This window comes from Bauldia sp. (genome assembly GCF_020442045.1).
Taxonomy (GTDB): domain Bacteria; phylum Pseudomonadota; class Alphaproteobacteria; order Rhizobiales; family Kaistiaceae; genus Bauldia.
Genome location: NZ_JAGRLA010000062.1, coordinates 1 through 24,049, shown reverse-complemented (window position 1 = coordinate 24,049; position 24,049 = coordinate 1). Strand labels below are relative to the sequence as shown.

The following is a 24,049-nucleotide window of genomic DNA, read 5'->3' as shown; positions in this document are numbered from 1 at the left end:
TTTCCACGACCGCCTCGCCGCCAGGCTTGCCTGGCGGCCGGGCGCCGGATCAGGCCGTCCCGGAACCGAAGGTCTCCGCCGCCGTTCGTCCGCTTGCCAGGCTTTGCTGCCACTCGGCTTCGAGGGCGAGCCTGCCTTGCGCGGCCCCGATCCGGGAGCGGGCGGCCTCCGGCGGCAGGGCGACGACCCCGTCATCGTCGCCGATCACAAGGTCGCCGGCCGATACCGGCTGCCCGCCGATCACGACGGGCGCGTTGACCGCCCCTCGTTCGGCGGATTCCGGCCCGCGTGGCGTGATCGACCGCGCATAGACGGAAAAGTTCGGCCAGCCCGCCAGGGTGCCGACGTCGCGAACCGCGCCATCGCAGACCAGGCCGGCGCAGCCGCGCCGCCGCAGGTATCCGCCGAGGACCTCGCCGATCATGGCGAAGTCGGCATTGCCCGCTGCGGAGATCATCAACACGTCGCCGGGGCCGGCGACATCCAGCGCATGGACCACCGCGCCGAAATCCGGCGGCTCGCAACGCGCGGTCACGGCGCGACCAAACAGGCGCGGCTGCCGTCCCGGCGGGTTGAGCGGACGTATGGCCGGATCGATCTGCCCGATGTCGCGCGTCAGGTCGACCGCGACCGCGACGGGGATCATCCGCCAGGCCTCGATCTCCTCGGCCGCAAGCATCGATCCGGAAACGGGATGAACAAGCACGGTCATGTCAGTCCTTCCTGGCCTGGTTGGAACCGGGAAAGGGAATAGCCCGGGACACGCGATGCGGCATAGACCCCGCCGGCGCGCCCGGCGACACGATCAGGGAACGCCTGCCCGCGCCGCATGAATGCTCCGCCACGGGGAGGCTGCGCGGGGAGGTGACAAGGTGGTATCATCGGTCGGGGAGGATGCGGCCATGGACGATTCGAGATACGGCAAGCTGGATGCGCGCGGTGCTTACTGGGTGCCGAACAAGCCGGTGAGCTATGGGCCGGTTTTCGACTGGCCACCCGATCCCCGTGCCCTCCTGAAGTTCTTCTTCGGCTTCCCGGGATATTTCCTTCCCTGGAACCTGCTCTATGCCGTCGCCGCGATCCTGATCTGGGAATTCCTCACCCCGTCGCTGGAAACCATGCGCGACTTCTCGATCGGCTGGGTCGCCATCATCCTCGTCCGCAATCTCGGCCTCGCGGTCGCCGTCTACGGAGCCTGGCATCTCTGGCTGTATTCCTGGCGGAAGCAGGGAACGTTGTTCAAATACAATCGCCAGTGGCCGAAGGAAAAATCCGCCGCCTTCGCCTTCGGCAACCAGACCTGGGACAACATGTTCCACACGCTCGCGAGCGGCGTGCCGATCTGGACCGCCTATGAGGTGCTGCTGCTGTGGGCCTATGCCAACGACATCGCGCCGCTGATCACCTTCGGCGATTATCCGGTGTGGTTCGTGGCGGTGTTCTTCATCGTCCCCTTCATCCACGAGGTCGGCTTCTACCTCGCCCACCGCCTGATGCACTGGCCGCCGCTCTACCGGATCGCCCATAGCCTGCATCATCGCAACGTCAATCCGGGACCGTGGTCCGGCCTGTCGATGCATCCGATCGAGCACGTTGCCTATTTCTCCACCATCCTGCTTTTCTTCCTCATTCCGTCCCATCCGATCCACATGATCAACCTCGCGTCGCGGCTCGGCGTGGCGCCGGCGCAGGGCCACACCGGATTCGACCGGGTGGTGATGGGCGACGAGACGAGCATGGACACCTCGTATTACGCCCACTATCTCCACCACAAATATTTCGAGGTGAACTATGCCGACGGCATGGTGCCGCTCGACCGGTGGTTCGGCACCTTCCACGACGGAACGCCCGAGGCCCAGGAGGCGATGAAGGCGCGCCGGATGAAGCGGAGCTTCCCGACCGCGGCGGAGTCCTGAGGCCCGTCACCGGCTTCCTCGGGCGCCTCGCGGTGATCGTCGGTCCCTTTGTCCCGTTTGCCGGCGGTTGCGGCCGCTGCCCGCAACAATGACACACCCGCCGGGAAAGCCCGGAACGGTGCTGCGGCGCGACCGTTGGCGCGCTTTACTTTGCGCGCCGCCCTCGGATATATCACGATGCGTCGGGCCAAGGGTCGGGGAGCAGTCCCGCGGCCGGTTCGATGCGGGCTGAAGGTCTGGCGGGGCGCGCTGACAGAGACGGGTAGATGTCTGATTCACATCAGGTTTCCGGAAGCAGGCCGAAAATATCGGTTGTTATCCGCGCCTATAACGAAGAGCGCTTCATCGGTCGCCTTTTCGCGGGACTCGCCCTCCAGTCACGTCAGGATTTCGAGGTCATCCTCGTCGACTCCGGCTCGACCGACGATACCGTGCCGATCGCGCAGTCCTACGGTGCCCGCATCGTCCCGATCCCCAAGGCGGAATTCTCCTTCGGCCGGTCCCTGAATGTCGGTTGCGAGGCCGCCCATGGCGACATCCTGGTCTTCGCCAGCGCCCACGTCTATCCGACACGGATCGACTGGCTCGAGCGGATGGTCGAGCCCTTCGACGATGCCGCCGTCGGCCTCGTCTACGGCATGCAGCGCGGCAACGAGATCACCAAATTCTCCGAGCGGCAGATTTTCGCCAAGTGGTTCCCGAACCAGTCGGCCCACCGCCAGTCGAGCTATTTCTGCAACAACGCCAATTGCGCCATCCGCCGCAGCCTTTGGCAGACCCGTCCCTATGACGAGACGCTGACCGGGCTGGAGGACATCGCCTGGTCCAAGGAGCTGAAGCGCAGCGGCATCCAGATCTCCTATGCCAGCGAGGCGGAGGTGATCCATGTCCACGACGAATCCTGGGGACGCGTCCGCAACCGCTACCGCCGCGAGGCGATGGCGCTGCGCAGCATCGAGCCCGGCCTGCGTTTCTCCATCCTCGATTTCGCCACGCTGACCGTCCGCACCGTGATTGCCGACAGCCGGCAGGCGGCGCGCGAGGGGCAGCTCCGCCGCGAGTTCGGCGGCATCCTTCTGTTCCGCTTCAACCAGTTCTGGGGCACGTATCTCGGCCATCGTTTCCAGGCCGAGGTCACCAGCGAGATCAAGAACCGCTTCTACTTCCCGCCGGACGCCGAGAGCCACCACGGTCCGGCGCATGTCGGCCACACGTCGGCCCATGCGTCGAGGGCGCGGATCAGCTACGAAGACGACCTGTCGGTTTCGACCGAAGTGAATCCTCCATCCGTATCGAAAGCATCCACGTCGGTATGACCCACGAAATCGTTGCACTGATGCCGATGCGGCACAGCTCGGAACGCGTGCCCGGAAAGAACTACCGGGCATTCGGAGACGGCCGCCCCCTCTACCAGCATGTCCTCGACGTGCTCCTCGCCTGCAAGGCGGTCGAGAAGGTGGTCATCGATACGGATTCGCCGATCATCATGGAGCAATGCGCCGAGAAATATCCCTCGGTCGTGCTGATCGAGCGGCCCGCCCATCTGACCGACGGCACCACCCCGATGAACGAGGTGCTGCTTCACGACATGGCGCAGGTCCCGTCGCGCTTCTATCTGCAGACCCATTCGACCAACCCGCTGATCACCACCGAGACGATCGACGGCGCGGTCGAGACCTTCCAGAAGAACTATCCGAACTACGACAGCCTGTTCTCGGTGACGGCGCATCAGACCCGCCTGTGGGACCAGCTCTGCCGGCCGGTCAATCACAACGCCAATATCCTCTTGAGAACCCAGGACCTGCCGCCGCTCTACGAGGAGAATTCCTGCCTCTATATCTTCGGCGGCGACACCTTGCTTGAAACCCGCAACCGTCTCGGACGGCGCCCCTATATGTTCGAGATGTCGCCATGGGAAGCCGTTGATATCGATGAGGAAATCAACTTCCGCATTGCCGAGGTCGTCTATCGGGAACGCGCGGAAGGACGACTGAAGGCATGACCCATACCCTGCTCGTTACCTGTGGCCACCTGATGCGCCACTATCAGCGCTTCCGTACCGAGATCGAAGGGCATGGCATCCAGGTCAGCATCCCTCCGGTCGACGGACAGCAACTCGATTCCGCCGAGATGGAGAAGGTCATCGTCGGGCAGCGGCTGGTGATCGCCGGCGACGACATCATCGGCCGCCCGGTCCTCGAGGCCGGCAAGGCGACGGGGCTCGAGGCGATCATCAAATGGGGCATCGGCACCGACGGTATCGACAAGGCCGCCGCCGCCGAGCTCGGCATCGCCGTCTACAACACGCCGGGCGTCTTCTCGGAGGAGGTCGCCGACTGCGCGGCCGCCTATGTCGTCAACCTCGCCCGTGGCCTCCACCGGATGAGCGCGTCGGTCTGGTCGGGCGGCTGGCTCAAGGTCGAGGGCACCTCGCTGTCCCGATGCACCGCCGGCGTCATCGGCCTCGGCGGCATCGGCCGGGCGACCTGCCGTCGGCTCGCCGCCTTCGGGATGACCGTGATCGGCTATGATCCGGCCGAGATCGATCCGGCGCTCATGCAACGCGAGGGCGCGGCCCAGGTCAGTCTCGACCGCCTGCTTGCCGACAGCGATTTCATCGTCGTCACCTGCGCCCTGACGCCGGAGAGCTTCCATCTCCTTTCGACGGACGCCTTCGCGCGGATGAAGGACGGCGTGCGCATCGTCAACGTCGCCCGAGGTCCGATCATCGACGAACCGGCGCTCGTCGCCGCGCTCGAAAGCGGCAAGGTGGCGACCGCCGCGCTCGACGTCTTCGAGACCGAGCCGCTGCCCATGGACAGCCCGCTCCGCAAGTTCGACCACCTGATGTTCGGCACCCATAACGGCTCGAACACCGCCGAGGCGGTCGATCGGGTCAACCGCCTGACCGTCGATCTCGCCCTCGATCTCTTCGGTCTCTCCGGCCAGCCGCCGCGACTGGTGCCGCTGGTCGCTGCCTGACGGCCCGCAAGAGCGCGGATTCCGCTTTCTTTCCGCCATTCCCGCGATCGCGAAACCGGGCGGGATGCCGCCGTGACGGGCCGAGCGGCGCCGGCTGTTCACCGTCGGGCCGTGATTCGCGCGCGGCCAACGCGATACTGTGGTTGGAGGCTGATCTTGGTGTCGCGGCGCCGCTGCGGGCCACCACCGGTCGACGGATGTCCGGCCGGTGCCGAAAACCGGGCTCAAACCCGCCTGAAACCGCCGATATTAGGACTTCGTTAAGCATAATTCGACACGGTTAATCCACTGGAAATTGGCCGCTTTTTGCCGACGGCTTTCGCCGCGGCCGAGCCCAACCCGTGTGATTGATCTTGGCCGAGCCCACCCCGTCAGGAATCGCGCTTGCTGCCAGGCGCGCTTCGCCGCGTCGGGGCGGACGGCTGTCGGTCGCTCTCTTGCTGCTCTGTTCGCTCGCCGGCTGCGCGTCGGGACCGCGGATCGCGGGGGTCAAGACCGAGCTCCCGGCCAACCAGTCCTTCGTCACGCTGCCGCCGGGCGGGCCGGCGACGGTCGGCGTCCTCGAGAAGCGTTTCAAGGACGCCATCGTCCGCGAGACGATCCTCGAGACCAACGCCAGGGTGTCGGGACAGAACTTCCTCAACATCACCCTCTACGGCCCGGTCGGCTACACCACCGTCCAGGACAACGCCCTCGGCCCGAACTCGATCTCGCCGTCGCAGATCGCCAAGGAATTCAACTGGTACCTGCTCGGCGTCCCGATGAGGCGCTCGCAGCTTTACGCCCAGAACAAATACGGGCCCTTCGGCTTCGCCACCGGCATCGCCTCGACCGGCGACCGTTGCCTCTATGCCTGGCAGCATATCGGCCGCCACCAGGACCAGATCCTGCCGACGACGGGCTCGGTCGGCATCCGGCTGCGGCTCTGCGATGCCCGCGCCAGCGAGCAGCAGCTGCTTTCGGTGATGTACGGCTTCACCATCGTCGGCTACCTGCCCTCGCCCCTCTGGAACCCTTACGGCAAGCCGCCGCCGGTCAGCGAGAGCCTCGGCGGCGTGTCGGCGCCTTTCGAACCGACGCTTCCGGTCGAACCGAAGCCGGTCCGTCCGGCCCCCTCGAGGCCGAAGCCGGCACCGGCGCCCCCCCCGGTCGTCGAGGGGCCCATTGTCCCACTGCCCGAGCCGGAATCCCCCGGCAGCTACGCCCGTGTTCCCGGACCGGAGGGCTGATGAGGAGGACGGCATAAAGGATTTGTTAGCCACGATGACGATTCACCAGGCGGGACCGCAAGCTCCATCCGCGGAGTTAGCGATCCCGGAACTACCCGCGGGCGATAACCATAAGGGGGCGCCGACGACGGCCAGAGCAGCACGACTCGTATGACGAAGATCGGATTGGGACTTCTTTGGGCGATTGCGGCAGCGGCAGCGCTCTTTCTGATAACGCTGCCGATCAGCCTCCAGGCGCAGTTGATCGCCGGATCGCTCGTGGTCACCGCGATGATCGGCCTCAAGGTCGTCAGGCCCGAGGGCATCTGGCGGCTGATGGCGCTCTCGCTGGGGATCGCGATCGTCCTGCGTTACGTCTACTGGCGCTCGACCGAGACCATCCCGCCGATCAACCAGCCCGAGAATTTCGTTCCCGGCGTGCTCCTCTTCGGCGCCGAGCTCTACAACGTTTTCATGCTCTTCCTCAGCCTCTTCGTCGTCGCCAAGCCGCTTCCGAGCCGCGTCGCGCCGAAGCCGAAGAAGCTGCCGACCGTCGACATCTTCGTCCCGACCTATAACGAGGATGCCGGATTGCTCGCCACGACCCTGGCGGCGGCCAAGGGGCTCGACTATCCGGCCGACAAGCTGACGATCTGGCTGCTCGACGACGGCGGCACCGACCAGAAATGCAACTCCGACAATGTCGAGGAAGCGGTCACGGCCCAGCAGCGCCGCGCCCAGCTCCAGAAGCTCTGCAGGGACCTGGAGGTCAACTACCTCACCCGCGCCCGCAACGAGCATGCCAAGGCGGGTAACCTTAACAACGGCCTCGACCATTCGACCGGCGAACTCGTCGCGGTCTTCGATGCCGACCATGCGCCGGCCCGCGACTTCCTCACCGAGACGGTCGGCTATTTCGAGGAGGACGAGAAGCTCTTCCTCGTCCAGACGCCGCATTTCTTCATCAACCCGGATCCACTCGAGCGCAACCTCAGGACCTTCGACAAGATGCCGTCCGAGAACGAGATGTTCTACGGCATCATCCAGCGCGGCCTCGACAAGTGGAATGCCTCCTTCTTCTGCGGTTCCGCGGCGGTGCTGAGGCGGACCGCGCTGGCCGAGACCAGCGGCTTCTCGGGCATCAGCATCACCGAGGATTGCGAGACGGCTCTCGAGCTCCACGCCCGCGGCTGGCACAGCGTCTACGTCGACAAGCCGCTGATCGCCGGTCTCCAGCCCACCACCTTCGCCAGCTTCATCGGCCAGCGAACGCGCTGGGGTCAGGGCATGATGCAGATCCTGCGCTTCCGCTTCCCGCCCCTTAAGCGCGGCCTCGCCCTGTCGCAGCGCTTCGCCTACATGTCGAGCACGCTGTTCTGGCTGTTCCCGATCCCGCGCATCATCTTCCTGATCTCGCCGCTCTTCTATCTCTTCTTCGGAGCCGAGATCTTCGTCGCGTCGGGTGGCGAATTCGCCGCCTATACGCTGATGTACATGATCGTCAACCTGATGATGCAGAACTACCTCTACGGCCGCTACCGGTGGCCGTGGATCTCCGAGCTCTACGAGCTGATCCAGTCGGTCTATCTGCTGCCGGCGCTGATCTCGGTCCTGATGAATCCCCGCAAGCCGACCTTCAAGGTGACCGCCAAGGACGAGAAGCTCGACAGGAACTACATCTCCGAGCTCGGCGGCCCCTTCTACATCATCTTCGCGATCCTCTTGGCCGGCGTCGGCATGACCGCCTGGCGGCTGATCTCGCAGCCATATGAGGCCGATGTCGCGCTTGTCGTCGGTACCTGGAACATCCTCAATCTGCTGATGGTCGGCTGCGCCCTCGGCGTCGTCTCGGAGCGGCGGAACCCGCAAAGCAGCCACCGCGTCGAGATCGTCAGGCGCTGCGATTTCCACTATGGCGACGAGGTGATCCCGGCCTCGATCGAGGACGTTTCGATCGGCGGCGCCCGCATCAAGGTGCTCGGAACCGCGATCCCGCATCTGGATATGACCCGCCTGTCGAGCATCAGCTTCGAACCGCTGTCCGACATCGGCGAGAAGACGCTGCCGCTGTCGATCCGCAGTTCGAATATGGAGGACAATGCGCTTCTCATCGGATGTCGCTTCATGCCGCACGGGGCAAGCCACTTCCGCCTGATCGCCGACCTCCTCTTCGCCAATTCCAAGCAGTGGAGCGACTTCCAGGAGTCACGCCGGGTCAATATCGGGATCATCAAGGGGACCCTCTGGTTCCTCAAGCTGTCGGTCGTCCAGAGCGGCCGCGGCATGATCTACCTGATGCGCCGCATCGGTGCGGTGCGCGAGGCGGCGATCCCCGAGCCGACTCCGGCGCCGGAGCCGAAGGACGTCGTCGAGGAGGCCGGCCGATGAGTCCGGTCTTCCGCGTTAGAGGCCTGTTGCTTGCCACGGCGATCATCCTGCCGACCCTGGCCGCCGCCCAGACGCCCTTCGACATGTCGCCGGAGCGTGGCGATGAGCCGGTGATCGGGCAGCCCTCCGGCGGCGATACCTTCGTCATGCCGTTTGACACGCTCCCCGATGCCGGCCCGGACGATACCGCGACGCAGCCGGCGCCGGCGATCTTGCCCGAGGCTCCGGAACCGCCAGCCGCACCGGTCCAGCCGGCGATGCCGGCCGCGCCGAGCGAGCCGGCGCCCGCACCGAAACCGGAGGAGAGATACGCCGGCGACATCGATCGCTTCATCCTCCCGGCGGCCAAGCTCCGCTTCGAGGGCGAAGCCGGGCGGCGTTCCTGGGGCGTGGCCCTGACCGCTTCCCAGGCGCGGCGCGCGCGGGAACTGGTCATCGCCCGCAACAGCTCGATCTACGTCGCGCCGGAGAGCTCCAGCCTCAGGATCAGCATCAACGACAAGCGGGTCTTCGAAGGTTCCCTCGCCGCGGTCGCAGACGGCAAGCGCGACACCATCGACCTTCCCGCCGGCGTCCTCAAGGCCGGCGTCAACGTCCTGACCTTCGAGATCGACCAGCGCCATCGCACCGATTGCACGATCGAATCGACCTACGAATTGTGGACCGACATCGAGAGCCCCGGCACCGGTCTGGTCTATGCCGACGCCCCGCCCGGAAACGATTTCACCACCCTCGACGATCTCCCGGCCGTCGGCTTCGCCGACGACGGCACGACGACGCTCCGCCTGGTCCTGCCCGGCGGCAACCGGATGCTGGCCGGCGCCGATCTCCTGCGCCTCGTACAGGCCATCGCGTTGCGCGGCAATTTCCGCCAGCAGGTGGTCCGGATCGAGCCGACGGCGCTTCAGTCGCCGCCGCCCGGCACCCTGCAGATCGCCGTCGGCACGGCGAGCGAGCTCGCCACCCTTCCGGGTCTGCCCGATCAGGCCGGGGCCGGCCCGGTGGTCGGCTTCATCGGCACCGGCGGCGCCACGCCGACCCTAGTCATCTCCGGCCCCAATCAGAGTGCCGTCGAGGCGGCGATCGACCGGATCGCCGGCTCCGTCGCGCGTCCCGCCGGGATGATACCGACGGCCGTCGACACCACGCCCTGGCTGCTGCCGACCGTGCCGATACTGACCGGGGAAACGCGGCTGAAATTCTCCGAGCTGGCGGTCCCGACCACCGAATTCACCGGGCGGCGCTCGCACAGTGACTTCCATGTCGCGCTGCCCAGCGACTTCTACGCGGAAGCTTATGGCGAGGCGACGATCTACCTCGACGCGGCCTATACCGACGAGGTCATCCCCGGCAGCCATATCGACGTCTATGTCAACGGCTATATCGCCGCCAACACGCCCCTGACCTCCCGTACGGGCGACATCTTCCGCCACCTGCCGATCAGCGTGGCGCTCACCCATTTCCGGCCGGGGGTCAACCGGGTGACGGTCGAGGCGGTGCTCGACACCGAGGCCGACGCCGCCTGCACGCCCGTCAAGTCGGACGACATGCCCGCCCGCTTCGCGATCTTCGATACCAGCGAATTCGAGATGCCGGACTTCGCCCGGATCGGCCGCTGGCCCAACCTCGCCGCGCTGGCCGGCGCCGGCTCCCCCTATGATCGCGCCGTGACGCCCGTCCAGGTCGTGCTCGGACGCGAGGACCCGGCGACCTATTCGGCGGCTGCGATGTTGCTGACCCGGCTGGCCATCTCCGCCGATCGGATCGTGCCGGCGGCCATCGGCCATACCCAGGCGACGAATACCACTCCCTCGATCTTCGTCGGCACGCTCAATCAATTCCCGGCCACCATCCTCGCCGGAATGGGAATTGACGAGGCGGCCCAGAATACCTGGACCGGCCAGTCGGCGCGGGAAGTGACCGGATTGCCCTTCGACTTCGACCCGCTGGCATCGCCGCCGGCGACCTTCGGCGAAACGGCCGGGACCGAAGGCGTCTACGACCGCTGGCAGACCGAGCTGGTCAATCCCTCCGGCGTCCGCGGCACCTGGCTCGCTTTCGAAAACTGGCTCGAACGGACCTTCGAGCTCTCGTTGTCGTCCCTCGCCCTGATGTCGGCGACCGAGCCGCCCTTCTACCCCGAGAACCGGTCGACGCTGATCGTCGCCGAGTCGCCCGCCTCCGGCGACCAGACCTGGACGCTGGTCGCCTCGCCGACCACGGAGGCGCTGGTCGACAGCCTCGCCGAAATCACCACCAGGCAATACTGGTCGGTGGTCGGCGGACGCATCGCCAGCTACGACGCGGCCAGCGGACTGACGATCCTGCCGGCCGACAGCCAGCGTTTCATCCTCGGCGACGGTTTTTCGCTCCAGAACCTCCGGCTCGTCGCGGCCAATTGGCTGTCGATCAACATCGTCGGCTACGCGATTGGCCTCGTGCTGCTCTGCGCGGTCCTCGGAATCTGCTCGTCGGCCCTGCTTTCCAGGCTCGGGAGGCGTTCGTGAGCGCTTCCCTCCTCCGTCGCCTGGCCGTGGTCGCAGCCTGTTACACGGCGCTTCCCGTCGCCGCCCAGCCGGCCCCGACGATGGAGGGCACGGTCAGCGGCGCTGAATGGACGGCCTATGCTGACCATTTCGTCGGAGAAGACGGCCGCGTCGTCGACGACGTCAATGGCGGCATCAGCCACAGCGAGAGCCAGGGCTACGGATTGCTGCTCGCCTATTCCGCCGGCGACCGCGACGGGTTCGATCGGATCTGGACCTTCACCCGCAACGAGTTGCTGATCCGCAGCGACCGTCTCGCCGCCTGGAAGTGGGACGCCTCGGCCAAGCCCCACGTCGTCGATGTCAATAATGCCAGCGATGGCGACGTCCTGATCGCCTACGCCCTCGGCCTCGCCGGCGAGAGCTGGCGGAACCAGCGCTACAGCGAGGCCGCGCGCGGTCTCGCCTCCGCGATCGGCGAGAATCTGCTGACCGATGCCAACAACCGCATCGTCCTGCGTCCGGGCGCGGAAGGCTTCGGCCGCGCCGACAACAACGGGATGCTTGTCGTCAATCCATCCTACTGGATATTCGAAGCCTTCCCGATGCTGGAGAAGCTCGCCCCGGATCACCCCTGGCAGCAGCTTGCCGCATCGGGTGCGGAACTGATCAACGCTGCCCGCTTCGGTCCCGCCAGGCTTCCCACCGACTGGGTCGCGATTTCCGCCGAGGGGCTGACCCCGGCGCCGGATTTCCCTGCCGTCTACGGCTATAACGCCATCCGGATCCCGCTTTATCTCCTGCGCGCCGGTGCGAAGAGCGGCCCGCTCCTCGAGAATTTCGAGCACGCCGCGGCCTCGATCGGCCCGGCAATCATCGATATCGCCACCGGTCAGCCGGTCGAGACGCTGACCGACCCGGGCTACCGGATGCTCGATGCCGCCCTTGCCTGCGCGGCCGGAACGCCGGTGCCGGAAGACCTGCGGCGCTTCGAGCCGACCACCTACTACCCGTCGACGCTTCACCTGTTGGCGCTGTCCTACGTCCGCGAAAGGCAGCCCCAATGTCTGTGAAGACACTCGTCCAACTGGTGGTGGTCGCCGGCGTCGCCACCTGGATCGTCACGGAGGGCCTGATGCCGCCGACCCCGCCCGGGGTCGATGATCTCACCACCGGCGCGATCGGCACCGCCATTCCGTCCGCGCGGCGCACCGATGCGGGGCCGCTGGTCATCACCCAGGCGATGCCGGACGAGCTTCCGCGGAACACCCAGCTCAATTCGCCCGGCACGGCCAGCCCGCCGCCGACGGACCGTCGCAGCGGGGACGTCGACGAGTCGGCGTTGCGCTATTTCGCCCGTCAGGGAGATGCCCGGCGGCTCGAAGCCGAGATCGCCCGGCTGCGGGCGATCTATCCGGGCTGGCAACCGCCGGCCGATCCGCTTGCCCCCGTCGACTATGCCGACCACGAGCTCGACCGCATGTGGCAGCTCTTCTCCGAGGGCCGCTACGCCGAGGTTCGCGCGGCAATCGCCGATCGCCGCAAGAAGGAGCCGCAATGGCAGCCGCCCGATGCGCTGGTGCAGCTTCTCGACCAGACCGACACCCGGATCCGGCTCACCAACGCCTCGGACGCCAAGCAATGGGGCGCCGTCGTCGATATCGCCGCGAAGACGCCGAGCCTGCTCACCTGCGACTATGTCGACGTGCTGTGGCGGGTCGCCGAGGCATTCGCCAACACCGACCGGCCGAACCGCGCCGAGGACGCCTACGCCTATATCCTGGCCAATTGCGATAACCCCCAGGAAAGGCTGGCGACGATCCGCAAGGCCGTCGCGCTCCTGCCGGAGAAGGACTCCGACACCCTCTTCACCTTCGAGCGCGGCGACGAATTCGCCGCCGCCCGCGATGACCAGATCCGCAGGCGCGTTGGCAAGATAGCCGAGACGGAAGAGGGCCTTGCCGACCCCGCCGACCTCACCCGCCTCGAGGACCTCGCCAGGGCGGCGGCCGATAGCGGCGACCCCGCGCTGCTCGGCTGGTACTATTACCGCCGCGACAAGCCCGGCGTCGCCCTCGACTGGTTCACCGATGCGCGGGAGCGGGCGCCCGAAAGCGCCAAGGCGGCCGAAGGCTATGCCCTGTCCCTCAACCAGCTCGATCGCTTCGCCGAAGCCGAGACCTTTGGCTACGACTGGGCCGACGCGACGGAGGACAATCTCGCCGCCTATCTCGGATCGGTCGTCGGACTCCTTTCGATGGACCCGCCGCCGAGGGTATCGGAATCGACCCTCGAACGGATCGTCTCCGTGGTCGTCAAGGCGCGGGACCCCGCCGCCGGCGAACAGCTCGGCTGGTACGCCTACAACCTCAAACAGATCAAGACCGCGACGCGGTGGTTCGAGACCGTGCTGAGATGGGATCCGGAGGACGAGTCGGCCGCCTACGGCCTGGCGGTCACCCGGCTCGCCCTGAAGGATCGCACCGGCGCCAATGTCGTCATCCGCGAATGGGCGGACCGCTCCGAGCGCATTGCGAAGCTCGGCAAGCCGGGCAGCCGTACCGAGCTCCGCGGACCGAACTACACCATCGACGCCCCCGTCTATGACGAAGGCGGCATCGTCAGGACCCCTGTCCGCAGGACAGCCGCGCCGGCCGCGGCGCCGGCGCGCTGCGGCGGCTCGGCTCCGGTCAACACCCTGACGCCGACCCAGGCGCTGCCGCGCGGCTGGTGCCTCATGGACCTCAACCGGCCGGTCGAGGCCGCCGCCGCCTTCGAGATCGCGATGCGGTCGCCAAACGCCAAGGTTCGTTCCGATGCGGCCTACGGCGCGTCGCTTGCCAACCTCCGCTCCGGCGTCACCGACAAGGCGGCGGTTGCCGCGGCGTCCGCCCCGCAGTCGTCGAAGCGCCAGACCGAGCTGATGACCAGCGTGCTCACCCAGCAGGCCCTGGCCCTCTATGCCGAGGGCCGCTATGCGGAAACCATCCTGGCGCTCGATGCCCGCAACCAGTATGCGCAGGAGCAGAACGACCTCCTCGTCCTGCGCGGCTGGGCCTATCTGAAGATGCGGCGCTATGCCGACGCCAGGCGCATCTTCCAGGCAGCCGCCGGCACCGGCTCGCCCGATGCGATCCGCGGGCTGGCCGAGGTCCAGGCCGCGCAAAGCGGCTTGCGCTAGGCACCCCTGCCGCGATACCTGACATCGCCCTTCCCGAGACCACCGGTTGAATGACCAGCAATTCCCCCAAGCCAGCATTCGGCCTCTCGGTCGGCATCATCGGCCATCGGCCGAACCGCCTGCCCCAGGAGACAGCCGCCATCGAGGCGCGAATCGACGGGATCCTTCTGTCGCTCAGGCATGCGGCCGAGGAAGCGCAGCGGCGCCATCGCTCCGCCCCTGCAGACGGACCCGCCTCGCTGACACTGATCTCCGCCCTCGCCGAAGGCGCCGACCGTATCGCCGCCCGTTCGGCGGTGCGGAACGGCATCGCGCTCGACGTCGTCCTGCCTTTTCCCGTCGCCGACTATGAGCGGGATTTCGCCGAGCCGGCCTCGCGGACGGAGTATCGCCAACTGATCGACGCGGCGAGCAGGGTCGAGATCCTGCCCGGCGATTATCACGCTCCCGCCCGCGACTATGATCCGGTCGGCCGCGTCATTCTCGACACCGCCGACATCATCCTCGGCGTCTGGGACGGCGGACCGTCAGGCGGAAAGGGCGGAACCACCGACCTGCTCCGGCGCGCCGCCGCGAGAGACATCCCGATCATCTATGTCGACCCGTCGGACCGGACACCGCCACGCCTGCTCTGGTCGGGCCTCGCCGATCACCCTCCGGGCGACACCGCCCTTGGCGGCATCCGGTCCGCCCCGCTCGCCGGGGTCATCGGCCGGCTGGTCGACGGCCTCGCGAAGGTTGCGGACCAAGGCAAGCCGCGAGGCGGTACCGACCCGGCCTAGCCTAGATCGCCTCGCCGCGCAGCAGACGTGGCAGGTCGCCGCCGTTTCCGGCGGCCTGGCCGATGAACATCTTCTTCAGCGCCGGCAGCCGGTCGACGAGGCCAAGGCCGACATCCCGCCCGAAGCGAAGCACGGGATTGTCGTTGGAAAAGAGCCGGTTGAGGATATCGGTGGTGGCGCCCATCTCGACCGTGTCGAAGCGCCGCCAGCTCTGGTAGCGCTCGAGCACCGCCAGCGAGCCGATGTCGAGCCCGAGACGCTCGGCCTCGACGATTGTCTCGGCCAGCGCTGCGACGTCGCGATAGCCGAGATTGAGCCCCTGTCCGGCGATCGGGTGGATCCCATGCGCGGCATCGCCACAGAGCGCGAAGCGCGGCTTGACGAAGGAGCGGGCGAGCGTCAGCCCGAGCGGGAAGGCGCGCGGGCGGCCCACCGGATGGATGGCGCCGAGCTGATGGCCGAAGCGTCGTTCGAGCTCGTACTGGAAGACGTCGGCATCGCCCTTGACCAGCCGGTCGGCCGTCTCCGTTCGCTCGGTCCAGACCAGCGACGAGCGGTTGTCGGGAAGCGGCAGCATGGCGAAGGGCCCGCCCGGCAGGAAATGCTCGATCGCCCGTCCGTGGTGCGGCCGCTCATGGGCCACCGTCACGACGATGCCCGACTGGCCGTAGGACCAGCCGACCGTACTGATCCCGGCAAGCGCGCGGAGCCGCGAGCGCACGCCGTCGGCGGCGACCAGCAGCCGCGCCCTGATCCGGTCGCCATTGCCCAGCTCCACCGTCACCGCGCTGGCGCCGACCGTGAAGTCGCGGACGGTCTGCGGCGCGACGAGCCGAGCGCCCGCCGCCTCGGCGCCGCGGCGCAGCGCCCCGATCATCGACGCATTCATCACCATATGGGCGAAGGGCTGCCCGTCCTCGACCTTGCCGCCGAAGGTCAGGAAGACCGGCCGGACCGCATCGCCGGTGCGGCTGTCGGTGATCACCATCTCGGTGATCGCTTCCGCGTCCGGCTTCATCTCGTCCCACACGCCGAGGCGCATCAGCATCCGCCGGCCGGCCGCCGCGATCGCCGAGGCGCGGGTGTCGCGCGTCGCGGCCTCCGGCGGCGCCGCGTCGACCAGCGTCACCGTCAGCGACGGCATCGCTGCGCCAAGCGCCAGCGCCAGCGACAGGCCGACATGCCCGCCGCCCGCTATCACGACATCTGATTCCATCTCGGTCGCCATCGGCCTGCTGCTCTTTCGTCCTCGTCCGCTTGACACGGTGGTGCCGGGCTGGTCGAAAAGGCCCCCGCAAACGAGGCCCGGATTGCCATGTCGAGCGCCGTTGAAACGCTCCTTTCCATACTCGACCTCGAGCCGCTGGAACACAACCTGTTCCGTGGCCGCAGTCCGCAGGTCGGCTGGCAGCGCGTCTTCGGCGGACAGGTCATCGGCCAGGCGCTGGTCGCCGCGGCCAGGACCGTCGAGGGCCGTTCGGTCCATTCGCTGCACTGCTATTTCATGCGCCCCGGCGACCCCAAGGTGCCGATCATCTACGAGGTCGATCGCATCCGCGACGGCAAGAGCTTCACCACCCGGCGGGTCGTCGCCGTCCAGCATGGCCACGCCATCTTCTCCATGGCCGCGTCCTTCCAGGTCGAGGAGGAGGGCCTCGACCACCAGATCCCGATGCCCGACGTCCCCGCGCCGGAGGACCTGCCGAGCGAGGCGGACATCAAGGCGGCCTTCCTCAAGGACGCGCCGGAGGGCGTGCGCCGTTACTGGGAGCGCGACCGGCCGATCGAGCTCAGGCCGACCGACCTGCGCCACTATATCAGCCGCGACAAGCTCGAGCCCGCCCAGGCGATCTGGATCAGGACCACCGGCAGTCTCCCCGACGATCCGGAGATCCACCGCTGCGTCCTCGCCTATGCCTCCGACATGACGCTGCTCGACACCGCGCTCTTCGCCCATGGCCGGATGATCTTCGACCGCGACCTGCAGGTCGCCAGCCTCGATCATTCGCTCTGGCTTCATCGCCCCTTCCGTGCCGACGAATGGCTGCTTTACGCGATGGACAGCCCCTCGGCTTCCGGATCGCGCGGCCTGACCCGCGGCAGCCTGTTCCGGCGGGACGGCACGCTGGTCGCCTCGGTGGCGCAGGAGGGGCTGATCCGGCTTCGGCCGGAACGGGCCTGACGCCGCTTCGTTCTGCACAAGAATCGATCATTTTCGCGCATGAAGGCCGTCGGGCCTGGTTTTCAACGCCAATTCGCCGGTCGAATTGGCGTTTTTCGGGCTTGTCTCCAACTGGCACAGACCTTGATTGGTGAGGCCCGGTCGACATCGGCGGTGCGCGCCGTCGGTCCGGCATGGATCACTAGGGCTCCGCGTCCGTCTTTCGCGGACGCCGGATGGAAACGGGAACCACGCCAATGAAAATCGTGATGGCCATTATCAAGCCATTCAAACTCGACGAGGTACGCGACGCTCTCACGACGATCGGCGTCCAGGGCCTCACGGTCACCGAGGTCAAGGGCTATGGCCGTCAGAAAGGTCATACCGAGATCTATCGCGGTACTGAATATGCCGTGAGTTTCCTGCCGAAGCTGAAGATCGAGGTCGCGGTCGCCGGGGATCTGGCCGACAAGGTGGTCGAAACGATCTCCGCCGCGGCCAAGACCGGTCAGATCGGCGACGGCAAGATCTTCGTCTTTGCCATCGACCACGCCGTCCGTATCCGGACCGGCGAAACCGACGCGGACGCCCTCTAGGCTTTTCCGCCGACGCCGCTCGACAGGGGCGAACGGACCTGCGGACGGCGCCCCCCCTGGAGGCGCCGTTTCTGCATCGGATTCCGGCATTCGCATCGTCAGTGCGAACCGCCGCATCCCGCCCCTGAAGCAATCCATTCGACGCCGTATTTCCGGCCTCCCGCGCCGGCACGATTGCGCCGCCCGCGATCCCTTTGGTCGCGCACAGGTCCCGGTCTGCCCGGCTCCGACGGCGCGCCACCGCGGTCCGCATGCCAGCCGTTGCCCCCTCCTTTCAATCACCGCGACCTCTCCGGGTCCGGGGCGGATCGATGCCGCCGATTTGCTGCTTCTCTGTTAGGCATCGGCTCGGTTTTCGACTTTGGAGACGATCTCCATTTTCCATATAAAATATTGATATATATAGTTTTTTGGAGACGGAAACGGGCATGGCACGCCGATTGCTACTCCCTCCGTAGCGGCGGCCATCGCCGCCCAATTACTGTGCAACAAGCCGAGACGGTGATTGCCTTGAAGCCATCCGTGCTGCCAACCCTCCCGGCACGACGGAACATCCTGGTTCCCAGAGGAGAGAGTCTATGAACTACCCAACCCGCCAGTCGACGATTGTCGGCGCCGCCGCGGTTACCTTGCTCGCCTTCGCCGGCGTGGCATTCGGCCAGGACGCCGAGGTCGCGGAAGAAGTGGTATCCGAATTCGCCATCGCCGCGGACACCGCCTACATCTTCAACACGCTGCTGTTCCTCGTCATGGGCTTCCTGGTGATGTGGATGGCGGCGGGCTTCGCTATGCTCGAAGCTGGCATGGTGCGCTCCAAGAATGTCTCCATGCAGTGCACCAAGAATGTCGCGCTCTATGCCACGGCCGGCCTGATGTATTGGCTGATCGGCTACAATCTCATGTATGACGGCGTCGACGGCGGCTTCATCGGCACCCTCGGCTGGAAGGTCATTCCGCCGCCGGATGCCGATCCCGGCAGCTACGCGGCCGCCTCCGACTGGTTCTTCCAGATGGTGTTCTGCGCCACCACCGCCTCGATCGTCTCCGGCACCCTCGCCGAGCGCATCAAGCTCTGGCCCTTCATGCTCTTCACCGTCGTCCTCACCGGTCTGATCTACCCGATCACCGGCGCCTGGCAATGGGGCCAGGGCTGGCTCTACGCGATGGGCTTTTCCGACTTCGCCGGGTCGACGCTGGTCCACTCGGTCGGTGGCTGGGCGGCGCTCGCCGGCGCTCTCGTCCTCGGCGCGCGCAAGGGCAAGTTCGGTCCTGACGGCAGCATCCACCCGATGCCCGGTTCGTCGATGCCGCTGGTGACCCTCGGCACCTTCATCCTGTGGCTCGGCTGGTTCGGGTTCAACGGCGGCTCCCAGCTCGCCCTTGGCTCGATGGAGAATGCCTCCTCGGTCGCCCGGATCTTCGTCAACACCAACACCGCGGCGGCGGCCGGCGTCATCACCGCGATGGTGCTGACCCAGCTCCTCTACAAGAAGGTCGACATCACGATGGTGCTCAACGGCGCCCTCGCCGGCCTCGTCTCGATCACCGCGGAGCCGCTGATGCCCTCCCTGCCCTGGGCAGCGATCATCGGCGGTATCGGCGGCATCATCGTCGTCATCGTCGTTCCGATCCTCGACCGCATGAAGATCGACGACGTCGTCGGTGCGATCCCGGTCCATCTGGTCGCCGGCATCTGGGGCACCATCGCGGTTCCGATCACCAACCCGGGGACCAGCTTCGGCACCCAGTTCGTCGGCATCGTCTCGATCGGCGCCTTCGTCTTCATCGTCAGCCTGATCCTGTGGCTCATCCTCAAGGCCACCATGGGCATCCGGGTGTCCGAGGAGCAGGAGGTCATGGGACTCGACAAGGCGGAAATCGGCATCGAGGCCTATCCCGACTTCGCGCCGAACCAGACCGGCTAGCCACGGCCTGGCCCTGGCGCCGGCGGCGTGGGGGCCGAACCGCACGAAACCGGAAGGGGGCCGGCGGGATTCGCCGGCCCTCTTTATTTGCTGCTCGATCACCCCGCCCACGAATGATGCAAATGCACAATAAATGTGCGCGACTATGAGCTTCCCGCGGATACCGCGTCCGTATGCTCGATATTGCGGCACCCGGCATATGGATTGCATCGCGCCAGGCGGGTGACGACTTCCCACCGGGCAACCGGGATCATCTGACATTCTTGAAGAGTATGAGGACGGGGCAAATGAAAAGGATCAGTCCATGGCCGCTCGTCGGAGCGGCCGGCCTGCTGCTGGCGGCTTCGGTGTCGGCATTGGCACAGGAAGAGGCGCCAGCGATCGATTCCGGCGACACCGCCTGGATGCTGACGTCGACCGCCCTGGTTCTGCTGATGACGATCCCCGGCCTCGCTCTCTTCTATGCGGGCATGGTGCGCAAGAAGAACTTCCTCGCCACCGTCATGCAGAGCTTCGCCATAACCTGCCTGATGACCATCATCTGGATGGTCGCGGGCTATTCGCTGGCCTTCTCCGACGGCGGCTCGGTCAACGACTACGTCGGTGGCCTGTCGAACTTCTTCCTCAACAAGGTGAGCGTCGACAGCGTCAACGGCAGCATCCCGGAGACGGTCTTCCTGATGTTCCAGATGACCTTCGCCATCATCACGCCGGCGCTGATCTGCGGCGCTTTCGCCGACCGGATGAAATTCTCGGCCATGCTCTGGTTCATGGCGCTGTGGAGTATCGTCGTCTACGCGCCGGTCACCCATTGGGTCTGGGGCGGCGGCTTCCTTGCCGAGGCCGGCGTCCTCGATTTCGCCGGAGGCACGGTCGTTCACATCAACGCCGGTGTCGCCGGCCTCGTCTGCGCTATCGTCCTTGGCAAGCGCATCGGCTACGGCCACGACAATATGGCGCCCTACAACCTGGCATTCGCGTTGATTGGCGCTTCCCTCCTCTGGGTCGGCTGGTTCGGCTTCAACGCCGGTTCCGCGGCGGCCGCCAACCGGTCGGCCGGCATGGCGATGCTGGTCACCCAGATCGCGGCCGCGGCCGCGGCGCTGGCCTGGATGTTCGCCGAGTGGATCGGACGCGGCAAGGCGAGCGTCCTCGGTATCGTCTCCGGCGCGGTCGCCGGCCTTGTCGCCATTACCCCGGCTTCCGGCTTCGTCGGGCCGACCGGCGCCCTGGTCATCGGCATCGCCGCCGGCATCGTCTGCTTCTGGATGGTCGTCTGGGTCAAGCCGCGCATCGGCTATGACGACTCGCTTGACGCCTTCGGCGTCCATGCCGTCGGCGGCATCGTCGGCGCCATCCTCACCGGCGTCTTCGCCGTCGAGGCGATCGGTGGCACGCCGGGACTCCTCGAGGGCAACCCCGGACAGGTCGGAATCCAGGTCTATGGCATCCTGGCGACCATCCTGTGGAGCGTCATCGCCTCCTTCGTCATCCTCAAGATCGTCGACGTGATCGTCGGCCTGAGGGTCAGCAGGGAGGTCGAGGTCGAGGGCCTCGACATCAATCTCCACGGCGAGGTCATCCAGTAACCTCCGCCTTCCGCGATCGGACGCCGGCCGCCGCCTCCGAAAAAGCGGCGCCGGCCGGCGTCTTTGGTTAATGCCGGCTTTACCAAAGCCGGTCTACGGTCTCCCTGCCCCGAACGATGGCAACCCGCCGGCAGTGGCGGTTTTCAGGCGTTCGGGACATCGGTCGGGGACCGCCGCAATCGGCCCCGGCCGCAACGAAATTGCCGAGCCAGGGGCGGCCGATGCGTTCGACGAGATCAGTACCACTTTCCATTTCCGGTGACGGCACGGTCCGCCGCATCGTGAAGCGCAATCTCGGCGCCATTCTCGGCCTCGCCCTGCTCGCGCTGATTGCTGCCGTCGCGGCGAGCCTCGCCACCTGGACCGTCGACGACCCGAGCCTCAGCCATGCCACCTCCCGCAACCCGCACAACGCCCTCGGCTTCCCGGGCTCGATCGTCGCCGACCTCCTCATGCAGTTCTTCGGCCTCGCCGGCGTCGTCCTCCTTCTGCCGCCGGTGGCATGGGCCTGGCGGCTTCTCTTCGGTTCGCCGACCGGCTTCGGCTGGTGGCGCCTGGCCGCCTGGATCTTCTCGGTATTGTCGGCCTCGCTGGCCCTGGCGACATTGCCGGTATTCGGCACCTGGCCACTGCCGACCGGCATTGGCGGCGTGACCGGCGACCTGCTGCTCGATCTGCCCGCCTTCATCCTCGGCGGCACGCCGGCCGGCCTGGTCGCCGCCGCGCTCTGTCTCGGCTTCGCGATCCTGTCGGCCTTCCTTGTGGTCAAGGCCTGCGGCAACGGCGCGCCCCGCATGCGTGCGCCGGCCGCCCCGAAAGTGCCGAAGGTTCGTCCGTCCCGCCGCGTCGCGATCGTCGAGGAGGAATCCTTCGAGGACGAGGAGGAGGAAGACCAGCCGGAGGACCTCGAGGCGCAGGACATGGAAGCCTACGACGAGGACCGGGACAGCCACCGCGGCGCGATCCTCTACGGCGCCCTCGCCCATTCGGGCCTCAGGCTGTGGGGCGTGCTCCGCCGCCGGATGAGTGGCCGCGCGGCCCGCAGGGCCTCGCGCCGTGCACCCGATCTTGCGCCCGAATATGACGATTTCTCCGACGAGCCCTGGTTCGAGGATCCGGCTGACCAGTCGTTCGCGCCGCCGGTCGTCGATCGCGACGACGACGACGAAGACAGTTACGAGGACGACTACGAGAGGGATTACGAACCGGACTACGACGACGGCCCGGACGAGGAAGTCGACGTCGCGCCAGCGCCGCCGCCCCAGCCGCAGGTCACCCGCAGCCGCGCTCCGGCGAAGCGTCCGACCCGTGTCTCGCCGCCGGCGCCGAAGCCGAAGGCCGGCCGTCGCGCCGCCCGCGAGGCACAGACCACCTTCCTCGAGCCGGAGGAATTCGTCCTGCCGCCGCTCGACCTCCTCGCCCTGCCCAAGCCGGCCGAGCGGAAATCCAGCGTCAACCCCGCCGCGCTCGAGCAGAATGCGCGGCTGCTCGAAGGCGTGCTGGACGACTTCGGCGTCCGCGGCGAGATCATCAACGTCCGCCCCGGCCCGGTGGTCACCCTCTACGAGCTGGAGCCGGCCCCCGGCATCAAGTCGGCGCGGGTCATCGGCCTTGCCGACGACATCGCCCGCTCGATGAGCGCCATCTCCTGCCGCGTCGCGGTCATTCCCGGCAAGAACGCCATTGGCATCGAGCTGCCGAATGCGCGCCGCGAGACCGTCTACCTCCGCGAGCTCCTGTCGTCGGAGGATTTCGAGAAGTCCAAGGCCAAGCTCGGCCTCTGCCTCGGCAAGACGATCGGCGGCGAGCCGGTCATCGCCGACCTCGCCCGCATGCCGCATCTCCTCGTCGCCGGTACCACCGGCTCGGGCAAGTCGGTGTCGATCAACACCTTCATCCTGTCGATCCTCTTCCGCATGACCCCCGACCAGTGCCGGCTGATCATGATCGACCCCAAGATGCTCGAGCTGTCGACCTATGACGGCATTCCCCATCTCCTCACGCCGGTGGTCACCGATCCCAAGCAGGCCGTCGTCGCCCTGAAATGGACCGTCCGCGAGATGGAGGACCGCTATCGCAAGATGTCGAAGCTCGGCGTCCGCAATATCGACGGCTACAACGCCCGCGTCGCCCAGGCCGCGGCCAAGGGCGAGACGCTGACCCGCACCGTCCAGACCGGCTTCGACCGCGAGACCGGCGAGGCGATCTACGAGCACGAGGAGCTTTCCTTCGACCCGATGCCGTTCATCGTCGTCATCATCGACGAGATGGCGGATCTGATGATGGTCGCCGGCAAGGACATCGAGGGCGCCGTCCAGCGCCTCGCGCAGATGGCGCGCGCCGCCGGCATCCATGTCGTCATGGCCACCCAACGTCCTTCGGTCGACGTGATCACCGGCACCATCAAGGCCAACTTCCCGACCCGCATCTCCTTCCAGGTCACCTCCAAGATCGACAGCCGCACCATCCTCGGCGAGCAGGGCGCCGAACAGCTCCTCGGCATGGGCGACATGCTCTACATGGCCGGCGGCGGCCGCATCCAGCGCGTCCACGGCCCCTTCGTCAGCGCCGAGGAGGTCGAAGAGGTCGTCGCCCATCTCAAGCAGCAGGGCATCCCCGAATATCTCGACGCGATCACCGCCGATGACGAGGTCGACGCCTCGAACTACGATTCGATGGCCGGCGGCGACGACGAATCCAACGACCTTTACGACCGCGCCGTCGCCATCGTCGCCCGCGACCGCAAGGCCTCGACCAGCTACATCCAGCGCCGCCTGTCGATCGGCTATAACCGCGCCGCCTCGATCATCGAGCGCATGGAGCAGGAGGGCGTCG

Annotated in this window: 17 protein-coding genes; 15 read left to right on the top strand and 2 right to left on the bottom strand. The window is 66.8% G+C overall.

The window, feature by feature from the left end; all coding sequences use genetic code 11:
* Positions 1-49: 49 nt before the first annotated feature.
* Complete coding sequence (locus tag KDJ86_RS07275; protein WP_291744432.1) at positions 50-712, bottom strand: RraA family protein; 663 nt, start codon at positions 710-712, stop codon at positions 50-52.
* A gap of 190 nt (positions 713-902) precedes the next feature.
* Between KDJ86_RS07275 and KDJ86_RS07270 the strand changes: the two genes are divergently transcribed.
* The 10 genes from KDJ86_RS07270 to KDJ86_RS07225 all read left to right on the top strand — a co-directional run bounded on the left by KDJ86_RS07270 (position 903) and on the right by KDJ86_RS07225 (position 14,943).
* On the top strand, positions 903-1,916 hold the full coding sequence (locus KDJ86_RS07270) for a sterol desaturase family protein (protein WP_291744430.1): 1,014 nt from the start codon (positions 903-905) through the stop codon (positions 1,914-1,916).
* Positions 1,917-2,182: 266 nt separating this feature from the next.
* Positions 2,183-3,232: a glycosyltransferase family 2 protein gene (locus KDJ86_RS07265; protein WP_291744428.1), complete on the top strand. Its 1,050-nt coding sequence runs from the start codon at positions 2,183-2,185 to the stop codon at positions 3,230-3,232.
* The gene (locus KDJ86_RS07260) at positions 3,229-3,918 is read left to right on the top strand and encodes an acylneuraminate cytidylyltransferase family protein (RefSeq protein WP_291744426.1); all 690 of its coding nucleotides are present in this window, start codon (positions 3,229-3,231) and stop codon (positions 3,916-3,918) included. The genes KDJ86_RS07265 and KDJ86_RS07260 overlap by 4 nt, the downstream gene beginning before the upstream one ends.
* Positions 3,915-4,898 carry a phosphoglycerate dehydrogenase gene (locus KDJ86_RS07255; protein WP_291744424.1) on the top strand — a complete coding sequence of 328 codons (984 nt, stop codon included), beginning with the start codon at positions 3,915-3,917 and terminating at the stop codon, positions 4,896-4,898. Before KDJ86_RS07260 ends, KDJ86_RS07255 begins: the two co-directional genes overlap by 4 nt.
* Positions 4,899-5,335: 437 nt before the next feature.
* Positions 5,336-6,127 carry a cellulose biosynthesis protein BcsN gene (bcsN, locus tag KDJ86_RS07250; RefSeq protein WP_291744422.1) on the top strand — a complete coding sequence of 264 codons (792 nt, stop codon included), beginning with the start codon at positions 5,336-5,338 and terminating at the stop codon, positions 6,125-6,127.
* Between the two features lie 150 nt (positions 6,128-6,277).
* On the top strand, positions 6,278-8,494 hold the full coding sequence (gene bcsA / locus KDJ86_RS07245) for a UDP-forming cellulose synthase catalytic subunit (RefSeq protein ID WP_291744420.1): 2,217 nt from the start codon (positions 6,278-6,280) through the stop codon (positions 8,492-8,494).
* Positions 8,491-11,001 (top strand): cellulose biosynthesis cyclic di-GMP-binding regulatory protein BcsB, encoded by a 2,511-nt coding sequence (locus tag KDJ86_RS07240; protein ID WP_291744418.1) that lies wholly within the window; start codon positions 8,491-8,493, stop codon positions 10,999-11,001. The genes bcsA and KDJ86_RS07240 overlap by 4 nt, the downstream gene beginning before the upstream one ends.
* On the top strand, positions 10,998-12,053 hold the full coding sequence (locus tag KDJ86_RS07235; protein ID WP_291744416.1) for a family 8 glycosyl hydrolase: 1,056 nt from the start codon (positions 10,998-11,000) through the stop codon (positions 12,051-12,053). The genes KDJ86_RS07240 and KDJ86_RS07235 overlap by 4 nt, the downstream gene beginning before the upstream one ends.
* Positions 12,044-14,161: a tetratricopeptide repeat protein gene (locus KDJ86_RS07230; protein WP_291744414.1), complete on the top strand. Its 2,118-nt coding sequence runs from the start codon at positions 12,044-12,046 to the stop codon at positions 14,159-14,161. The genes KDJ86_RS07235 and KDJ86_RS07230 overlap by 10 nt, the downstream gene beginning before the upstream one ends.
* Before the next feature lie 50 nt (positions 14,162-14,211).
* Positions 14,212-14,943 carry a hypothetical protein gene (locus KDJ86_RS07225; RefSeq protein ID WP_291744412.1) on the top strand — a complete coding sequence of 244 codons (732 nt, stop codon included), beginning with the start codon at positions 14,212-14,214 and terminating at the stop codon, positions 14,941-14,943.
* Position 14,944: 1 nt separating this feature from the next.
* Here the strand turns inward: KDJ86_RS07225 and KDJ86_RS07220 are convergent, their stop codons facing one another.
* Positions 14,945-16,159, bottom strand: coding sequence for a ubiquinone biosynthesis hydroxylase (locus tag KDJ86_RS07220; RefSeq protein ID WP_291744410.1), 1,215 nt, complete (start codon positions 16,157-16,159; stop codon positions 14,945-14,947).
* Positions 16,160-16,258: 99 nt separating this feature from the next.
* On the opposite strand from KDJ86_RS07220, the gene tesB reads away from it, so the two are divergent.
* The 5 genes from tesB to KDJ86_RS07195 all read left to right on the top strand — a co-directional run.
* Positions 16,259-17,125, top strand: coding sequence for an acyl-CoA thioesterase II (tesB, locus tag KDJ86_RS07215; protein WP_291744408.1), 867 nt, complete (start codon positions 16,259-16,261; stop codon positions 17,123-17,125).
* Positions 17,126-17,361: 236 nt separating this feature from the next.
* Positions 17,362-17,700, top strand: a complete 339-nt coding sequence (locus KDJ86_RS07210) for a P-II family nitrogen regulator (protein ID WP_291744407.1) — start codon at positions 17,362-17,364, stop codon at positions 17,698-17,700.
* Between the two features lie 578 nt (positions 17,701-18,278).
* Positions 18,279-19,625, top strand: coding sequence for an ammonium transporter AmtB (gene amtB, locus KDJ86_RS07205; RefSeq protein WP_291744405.1), 1,347 nt, complete (start codon positions 18,279-18,281; stop codon positions 19,623-19,625).
* A gap of 272 nt (positions 19,626-19,897) precedes the next feature.
* Positions 19,898-21,214 (top strand): ammonium transporter, encoded by a 1,317-nt coding sequence (locus tag KDJ86_RS07200; protein WP_291744403.1) that lies wholly within the window; start codon positions 19,898-19,900, stop codon positions 21,212-21,214.
* Between the two features lie 221 nt (positions 21,215-21,435).
* On the top strand, positions 21,436-24,049 hold a 2,614-nt coding region (locus KDJ86_RS07195), incomplete at its 3' end, for a DNA translocase FtsK (protein WP_291744401.1).